The following is a 6648-nucleotide window of genomic DNA, read 5'->3' as shown; positions in this document are numbered from 1 at the left end:
CGGCCACGGCCACCCGAAGAACGCGCTGGAGCTCCAGTGCCTGGTCGAGGCGGGGCTCACGCCCATGCAGGCCCTGCAGGCGGCCACGCAGTGGGCGGCCCGCTGCCTCGGGCTCGAGCGCGAGCTCGGCACGATCGAGAAAGGCCGCCTCGCCGACCTGGTCGTGGTGAACGGCAACCCCCTGGACGACGTGAAGATCCTGCTCGATCCCGCGAGGATCGCCCTGGTGCTCAAGGGCGGGGCGGTGTGCGCCGACCGGCGCGGGGCGCCCGCGCCTTAGCTCGTCCCCCGACACTCAGTGACTTACAGCTTCGACCCCGTCCGACTCTCCCTCATGTGCCACGTATGCGCCACGGAGAACGTCCTCGGGGTCGGTCGCCCGCACCGCGCCGAGGAGTCGCTCGCCCGGTTGACCGCTCGCGGGAGGTGCTCCGGGGCGAGGAATTGCGGGCGGCGGCCGCCCCGTCCTTGGTGAGCGCCCCGTCCCGGCTGCCCGGGCGCGTCGCTACTCGCGGGCGCGCGGCATCACGATCCAAAGCACCAGGTAGGCGAGGATGCCCGGGAAGGCCACGGACACGAGGGAGACGACGATGTAGAGGATGCGGACGACGGTGGGATCCCACCCCAGCCACTCGGCGATCCCGCCGCAGACTCCGGCGATCATCCGGTACTTGCGCGAGCGCTGAAGCGGCATGCCCCTCCTCCCGGCTGCGATGAAGGTCCCTACCCAGAGTGTCCCACAGAGCGCGGTCGCCCCGTCCCGCGGAGTCTCGGTACGGCGGATCGCGGCCCTCGCTACTCCTTCCTCGGCGCCTCGCCCCGGCTCAGCCGGACCAGGAACCTCCCGAGGTCCCGCGCGGCATCGTCGAATGACTCACGCAGGTGGTCGCGGCTGTCGCCCCCGAAGACCCCGTAGGCCGCGGCACGGCGGTCGGCCGTCACGAGAACCGGTTGGCCCGACCGGGCGTCCAGGAAGCGCATCTCGGTCTGGGCCTTCGAGCGCTCTGGAGTTCGGACGCGATCCCTTACCGTTTCGCGGCACCCTCGAGCCCGGCGAGCCTTCGGGCGAGCGTGCAACGGGGGCGATGGCCCGCGCGCCTCCGCCACGCGAGAACGGTGAGGCCGAGGCCCAGGAGAACGAGCGGGGCCGGAGCCGGGGCAGGCGCCGTCGCGCCGTTCGCGAGGGCGCCGACGGAGCTTGCGAGCGGACCGCCCGACTCGACAGACAGCGTGAGCGTCGAGCCCCCGAAGAAGAAATCGCCTCTCCGGGCGGTCAGCGTGACGCCGAGGCGGCCATCATCCAGCAGTGACAGGTCGGACAGATCGGACAGCTCGATCCGCACATCGTGCTGGACGTCGGCGTTGTGGAAGAGGAGCACTCCGTCCAGCGCGATGTTGATCTTCTCGCTCCCGTCGCTCCTGCCCTTGTCGTCCCAGAGGTCCAGCAGGAGTTGGGCGCCGGTGATCGTGTCGCCACCGCCCAGCACGCTCGAGAGATCGTAGTCGAAGGAGTGGCCCGGTCGCGACGCCCCGCTGCTGCGGTGGCAGGCTGCGGGAGCCTCGGCGCTGAGGCACAGCGCGTCCAGGGGCGTGTGTGTGAGGGGGACGGCCTCCGCTCGCCCAGGCAGGATCGTCGTCAGCGCTGCAAGTGCAATCAGTGCATGTCCGAGCAGGGTCTGCATGGTATCCGCTCCCTCCTGAAGTGGCCGTGCCTTCCGCGGAGAGGAACGTGCACGGGGCATGCCAGCCCGCGATCGCGGCGAAGACCCTGTTCCGGCGGGCACCTGGCGGCTGCGAAGCCCTTGCGCGGCGACGATTGCGCGTGCCGTCGACAATCCTGGTGATCGCGCGCCACGAAATTCGGCGTGCCCTGCGATCGGCCGGGCGTCTCAGCGGCGAGCCACTACTCGATGGCCGCTGTCGACTTCACCTGCTCGCGCAGGATGAACTTCTGGAGCTTGCCCGTGGAGGTCTTCGGGACCACGCCGAACATCACGGCCCGGGGCGCCTTGAAGTGGGCGAGGTGGGCGCGGCAATGCGCGATGAGCTCGGCCTCGGTCGCCTGGGCGCCTGGCTTGAGCTCGACGAAGGCGCAGGGGATCTCGCCCCACTTGGGATCGGGGCGGGCGACCACCGCCGCCGCCAGCACGGCGGGGTGGCGGTACAGCACGTCCTCGACCTCGAGGGAGGAGATGTTCTCGCCGCCCGAGATGATGATGTCCTTGGCCCGGTCCCTGATCTTCACGTAGCCGTCGGGCTGCATCACCGCGAGATCGCCCGAGTGGAACCAGCCGCCGGCAAAGGCCTCCCGCGTGGCCGTCGGGTTCTTGAGGTAGCCCTTCATGGTGATGTTGCCGCGGAACATGATCTCCCCCATGGTCTCGCCGTCCCTGGGCGTCGGGGTCATGCTCTCCGGGTCCATCACCGTGAGCCCCTCCTCCACCAGGTAGCGCACGCCCTGCCGGCCGTTGCGCTCGGCCCGCCGGCCGACGTCGAGGCCCTTCCACTCGTCGTGCTTCGCGCACACCGCCGCCGGACCGTAGGTCTCGGTGAGCCCGTAGACGTGGGTCAGATCGAAGCCGATCCTGTCCATGCCCTCGATCATCGCCGCCGGCGGGGCCGCGGCCGCGACCATGGCCGACACCTTGTGGGTGAGGCCCTCGCGCAGGGCGGGCTCGGCGGTGATCAGCGTGCTGTGCACGATGGGCGCGCCGCAGTAGTGCGTGACCCGATGCTCCCGGATCAAGCGGAAGATCAGCGCGGCGTCGATCTTCCTGAGGCAGACGTTGGTGCCGGCATTGGCGGCCATCGTCCACGGGAAGCACCAGCCGTTGCAGTGGAACATGGGCAGGGTCCAGAGGTACACGGACTGCTGCGGCATGCCCCAGGTGAGGATGTTGCCGATGGCGTTGAGGTAGGCGCCGCGGTGGTGGTAAACCACGCCCTTGGGGTTGCCCGTGGTCCCCGAGGTGTAGTTGAGCGAGATCGCGTTCCACTCGTCGGCGGGCGGCTGCCACGGGAACTCGGCGTCGCCGCCGGCGAGGAAGGCCTCGTAGTCCGTCTGGCCGAGCCGGGCGCCGGATCCCGCGTGCTCCGGGTCGTCCACGTCCACGACCACCGGCTTCATCGTCAGCTTCTCCAGCGCCCGCGCGACCGTGTCGGAGAACTCGCGGTCGGTGATGAGCACCTTCGCCCCGCCGTGCCCCAGCATGAAGGCGATGGCGTCGGCGTCGAGGCGCGTGTTGAGCGTGTTCAGCACCCCGCCCGTCATGGGGACGCCGAAGTGGCACTCGTACATCTCCGGGGTGTTGGCGAGCATGGTGGCCACGGTGTCACCCGCGCCGATCCCGCGCCGCGCCAGCGCCGAGGCGAGCCGGCGGCTCCGCGCGTAGGTCTCGGCCCAGGTGAAGCGCCGCGCGCCATGCACCACCGCCAGCGTCCCGGGGTAGACGTGCGCGGTGCGCTCGATGAACGACAGCGGCGTCAGCGGCGCGTGGTTGGCCGGATTCTTGTCCAGGTCGAGCTCGTACGGGTTGACGTTGCCGGGGGCAGCCATCGCATCTCCTCCGATGTGGGCGGACGTCATCTGGGGCGCACGAGCGCCCGGGGCTGATCTCCGTGGCCCATGCCCCGTCACGCCTCCCGCGCCGGGGCCAGCCGCGCCGACAGCTCGGCCACGAACTCGTCGGGCCGGCTGGGCGAGATCACGACGAGTCCGCGGCTGGTGTGAAGATAGACGAGATCGCGGGTGTTGGTGATGGCGAGGTAGTGCAGACCCGTGCGCGGGTTCCAGCGGAGGCCATAGGAGCCGAAGAGCCCGTTGAGCCCGAGCGCCAGCAGTCCCCCGATGGGCCGCGGGCGCCGGTCCACGGCGTGGATGGCCGAGTACGGGAGGCGCCGGGGGAGCCAGCGCCGCTCGATCCGCACCCCCCGCTCCTCCAGCGTGAACCCCGAGGGGGCGAGCCCCTGGAGGGCCCAGACGAGTCCCAGGAACGGCAGCGGGAAGATGACGAAGGCCAGCTCGCCCGTCGTGGCGAGCAGGACGACGGAGAGCGCGAGGGGCACGCCCACACCGAGGCCGAGGCCGATCGTCCCGGCGATGATCCGCTGCCGCAGTCCGAGGACGGCCGGGTAGAAGGTGGGCGCAGTCAGCGCGGGTGGATCTCGAGGGCGCCGAAGAAGTAAGGGATCTCGAAGGCGGCCGACTCCGGCGAGTCCGACCCGTGCACGGCGTTGGCCTCGATGGACGCGGCCAGGTCTCGGCGGATGGTCCCTGGCGCCGCCTTGGCGGGATCGGTGGCGCCCATCAGGTCGCGGAGCCGGGCGATGGCGTTCTCCCCCTCGAGCACCATGGGCATGCAGGGGCCCGAGGTCATGAAGGCGCAGAGGCTCGCGTAGAACGGCCGCTCCTTGTGGACGATGTAGAAGCCCCCGGCCTGCGCCGGGCTCAGATGCACGAGCTTGGCCGCCAGGACCTTCAGGCCCGCCTGCTCGAACCGGGCCACGATCTGCCCGATCACGCCTCTGGCCACGGCGTCGGGCTTGATGATGGTGAGGGTGCGCTCTGCCGCCATGGGACCCCGCCTACCCTGACTTGCCGAGAAGGCGAGCGACGGTGGCGCCCATGTCGGCCGGGCTCTTCACGGTGGTGATGCCGGCGGCCTCGAGCGCCTTCATCTTCTCGGCGGCGGTGCCCTTGCCGCCCGCGATGATGGCACCGGCATGGCCCATGCGGCGGCCGGGGGGCGCCGTCTGGCCGCAGATGAAGCCCACGACCGGCTTGGTGACATGCGCCTTGACGAAGGCCGCAGCCTCCTCCTCCGCCGTCCCGCCGATCTCGCCGATCAGCATGATGGCGGAGGTCTCCGGATCGTCCTGGAAGAGGCGGAGGACGTCGATGAAGCTGGTGCCGTTCACCGGGTCGCCACCGATGCCGACGCACGAGGACTGGCCCAGGCCGCGTCGCGTGAGCTGGTGGACCACCTCGTAGGTGAGCGTCCCGCTCCGCGACACCACTCCCACGGGACCCTCCTTGTGGATGTGCCCCGGCATGATCCCGATCTTCGCCTTTCCCGGCGAGATCAGCCCGGGGCAGTTGGGGCCGATGAGCCGGCTCTGCGTCCCGGCGAGGTACGCCTTGACCCGAACCATGTCGGCGACGGGCAGGCCCTCGGTGATGCAGACGATGAGCGGCAGGCCCGCGTCGGCGGCCTCCATGATGGCGTCGGCCGCCGCCGGCGGCGGCACGAAGATCAGCGCGCAGTCCGCGCCCGCCTCACGCACCGCGTCTTCCACCGTGTTCCAGACCGGGAAGCCCTCGTGGGTCGTGCCGCCCTTGCCGGGGGTGACGCCCCCCACCACCTGGGTTCCGTACTCCTTGCAGCGGAGGGCGTGGAAGGTGCCTTCCTTGCCGGTGATGCCCTGGACGACGACTCTGGTCGCACCGTTGGCCAGGATGCTCATGCGACGCTGCGCGCCAGGGCGACGACCGTGGCGGCGCCCGAGCCCATGTCGTCGGCGCTCGTGAAGTTGAGCCCGGACTCGGCGAGCATCTTCTTGCCCAGCTCCACGTTGGTGCCCTCCATGCGGACCACCACGGGGATCTTGAGCCCCAGCTTCGTGACGGCGGTGATGACGCCCTCCGCGAGCCGGTCGCAGCGGAGGATGCCGCCGAACACGTTGATGAACACGGCCCTGACGCTGGGGTCGGAGGAGAGAATCCGGAAGGCGTTCTCGATCTGCTCCGGCGAGGCACCGCCGCCCACGTCGAGGAAGTTGGCCGGCTGGCCGCCCGCCAGCTTGATGATGTCCATGGTCGCCATGGCGAGCCCGGCCCCGTTCACCATGCACCCGACGTTGCCATCGAGCTTGATGTAGTTGAGGCCGTGCTTCGAGGCCTCGACGTCGAGCGGATCCTCCTCGTTGAGGTCGCGCAGCGCCACGACCTCCTTGTGGCGGAAGAGCGCACTGTCGTCGAAGTTCAGCTTGGCGTCCAGCGCCAGCACCCGCCCGTCGCGCGTCACCACCAGCGGGTTGATCTCGGCCAGCGAGCAGTCCTTCTCGACGTAGGCCCGGAAGAGGCTCAGGATCAGCCCCACGCCCGCCTTGAACTGGTCCCCCGACAGCCCCAGGCCGAAGGCCAGTGCGCGCGCCTGGAAGGGCTGGAGCCCGAGCGCCGGGTCGGCCCACTCGCGGATGATCTTCTCCGGGTGGCTGGCAGCGACCTCCTCGATCTCCATGCCGCCCGCCTGGGAGGCCATGACCACGTGCCGGGCGCGCGCCCGGTCCAGCGTCACGGAGAGGTAGAGCTCCGTCGCGATGGACGAGGCCTCCTCCACCAGCACCTTGAGGACCTTGATGCCCTCGGGCGGCGTCTGTGGGGTCCGGAGCATCATGCCCAGGATCTGGCGCGCGGCGGCCTCGGCCGCCGCGGCATCGTCGGCCAGCTTCACGCCGCCCGCCTTGCCCCGCCCGCCCGCGTGCACCTGCGCCTTGACCACCACCTTGCCGCCCAGGCGCCCGGCGATGGCCCGCGCCTGGGCCGGCGTCTCGGCCACCTCTCCCGCGGGCACCGGGACGCCGAACTCCCGCAGGATCGCCTTGGCCTGGTACTCGTGGACCTTCATGGCTCGCGCTCGGCCGCCGGCT

9 protein-coding genes are annotated in these 6648 nt (G+C 70.7%); 1 reads left to right on the top strand and 8 read right to left on the bottom strand.

The annotated features are described in order from the left end of the window. On the top strand, positions 1-280 hold a 280-nt coding region (locus tag HYV93_15910), incomplete at its 5' end, for an amidohydrolase family protein (protein ID MBI2527457.1). A gap of 225 nt (positions 281-505) precedes the next feature. Here the strand turns inward: HYV93_15910 and HYV93_15905 are convergent. From HYV93_15905 to sucC, 8 genes are all read right to left on the bottom strand, one after another. After that, positions 506-694 (bottom strand): PspC domain-containing protein, encoded by a 189-nt coding sequence (locus HYV93_15905; protein ID MBI2527456.1) that lies wholly within the window; start codon positions 692-694, stop codon positions 506-508. A 101-nt stretch (positions 695-795) separates the two neighbouring features. Continuing rightward, a complete protein-coding gene (locus tag HYV93_15900; GenBank protein MBI2527455.1) occupies positions 796-981 on the bottom strand; it encodes a hypothetical protein in 186 nt (61 codons plus the stop codon). 44 nt (positions 982-1025) lie between these two features. Beyond that, positions 1026-1682: a hypothetical protein gene (locus tag HYV93_15895; protein MBI2527454.1), complete on the bottom strand. Its 657-nt coding sequence runs from the start codon at positions 1680-1682 to the stop codon at positions 1026-1028. Between the two features lie 221 nt (positions 1683-1903). Next, positions 1904-3556, bottom strand: a complete 1653-nt coding sequence (locus tag HYV93_15890) for an acyl-CoA synthetase (protein ID MBI2527453.1) — start codon at positions 3554-3556, stop codon at positions 1904-1906. Between the two features lie 77 nt (positions 3557-3633). After that, positions 3634-4065: a hypothetical protein gene (locus tag HYV93_15885; protein MBI2527452.1), complete on the bottom strand. Its 432-nt coding sequence runs from the start codon at positions 4063-4065 to the stop codon at positions 3634-3636. An 83-nt stretch (positions 4066-4148) separates the two neighbouring features. Beyond that, the gene (gene ndk / locus HYV93_15880) at positions 4149-4574 is read right to left on the bottom strand and encodes a nucleoside-diphosphate kinase (protein MBI2527451.1); all 426 of its coding nucleotides are present in this window, start codon (positions 4572-4574) and stop codon (positions 4149-4151) included. 10 nt (positions 4575-4584) lie between these two features. After that, positions 4585-5463: a succinate--CoA ligase subunit alpha gene (gene sucD, locus HYV93_15875; GenBank protein MBI2527450.1), complete on the bottom strand. Its 879-nt coding sequence runs from the start codon at positions 5461-5463 to the stop codon at positions 4585-4587. Further along, positions 5460-6626 carry an ADP-forming succinate--CoA ligase subunit beta gene (gene sucC, locus HYV93_15870; protein ID MBI2527449.1) on the bottom strand — a complete coding sequence of 389 codons (1167 nt, stop codon included), beginning with the start codon at positions 6624-6626 and terminating at the stop codon, positions 5460-5462. The genes sucD and sucC overlap by 4 nt, the downstream gene beginning before the upstream one ends. Positions 6627-6648 lie beyond the last annotated feature (22 nt).

It is taken from the genome of Candidatus Rokuibacteriota bacterium (genome assembly GCA_016188005.1).
In the GTDB taxonomy this organism is placed as follows: Bacteria; Methylomirabilota; Methylomirabilia; order Rokubacteriales; family CSP1-6; genus UBA12499.
Note: the sequence above shows the minus strand (reverse complement) of the source record. Positions and strands in the feature narration are given on the sequence as shown.

Bases quoted from the DNA above. Each gene is read 5' to 3' on its own strand.
- HYV93_15905 (MBI2527456.1), bottom strand. From the start codon at position 694: ATGCCGCTTCAGCGCTCGCGCAAGTACCGGATGATCGCCGGAGTCTGC.
- HYV93_15890 (MBI2527453.1), bottom strand. From the start codon at position 3,556: ATGGCTGCCCCCGGCAACGTCAACCCGTACGAGCTCGACCTGGACAAG.
- sucD (MBI2527450.1), bottom strand. From the start codon at position 5,463: ATGAGCATCCTGGCCAACGGTGCGACCAGAGTCGTCGTCCAGGGCATC.
- HYV93_15900 (MBI2527455.1), bottom strand. From the start codon at position 981: ATGCGCTTCCTGGACGCCCGGTCGGGCCAACCGGTTCTCGTGACGGCC.
- ndk (MBI2527451.1), bottom strand. From the start codon at position 4,574: ATGGCGGCAGAGCGCACCCTCACCATCATCAAGCCCGACGCCGTGGCC.
- HYV93_15895 (MBI2527454.1), bottom strand. From the start codon at position 1,682: ATGCAGACCCTGCTCGGACATGCACTGATTGCACTTGCAGCGCTGACG.
- sucC (MBI2527449.1), bottom strand. From the start codon at position 6,626: ATGAAGGTCCACGAGTACCAGGCCAAGGCGATCCTGCGGGAGTTCGGC.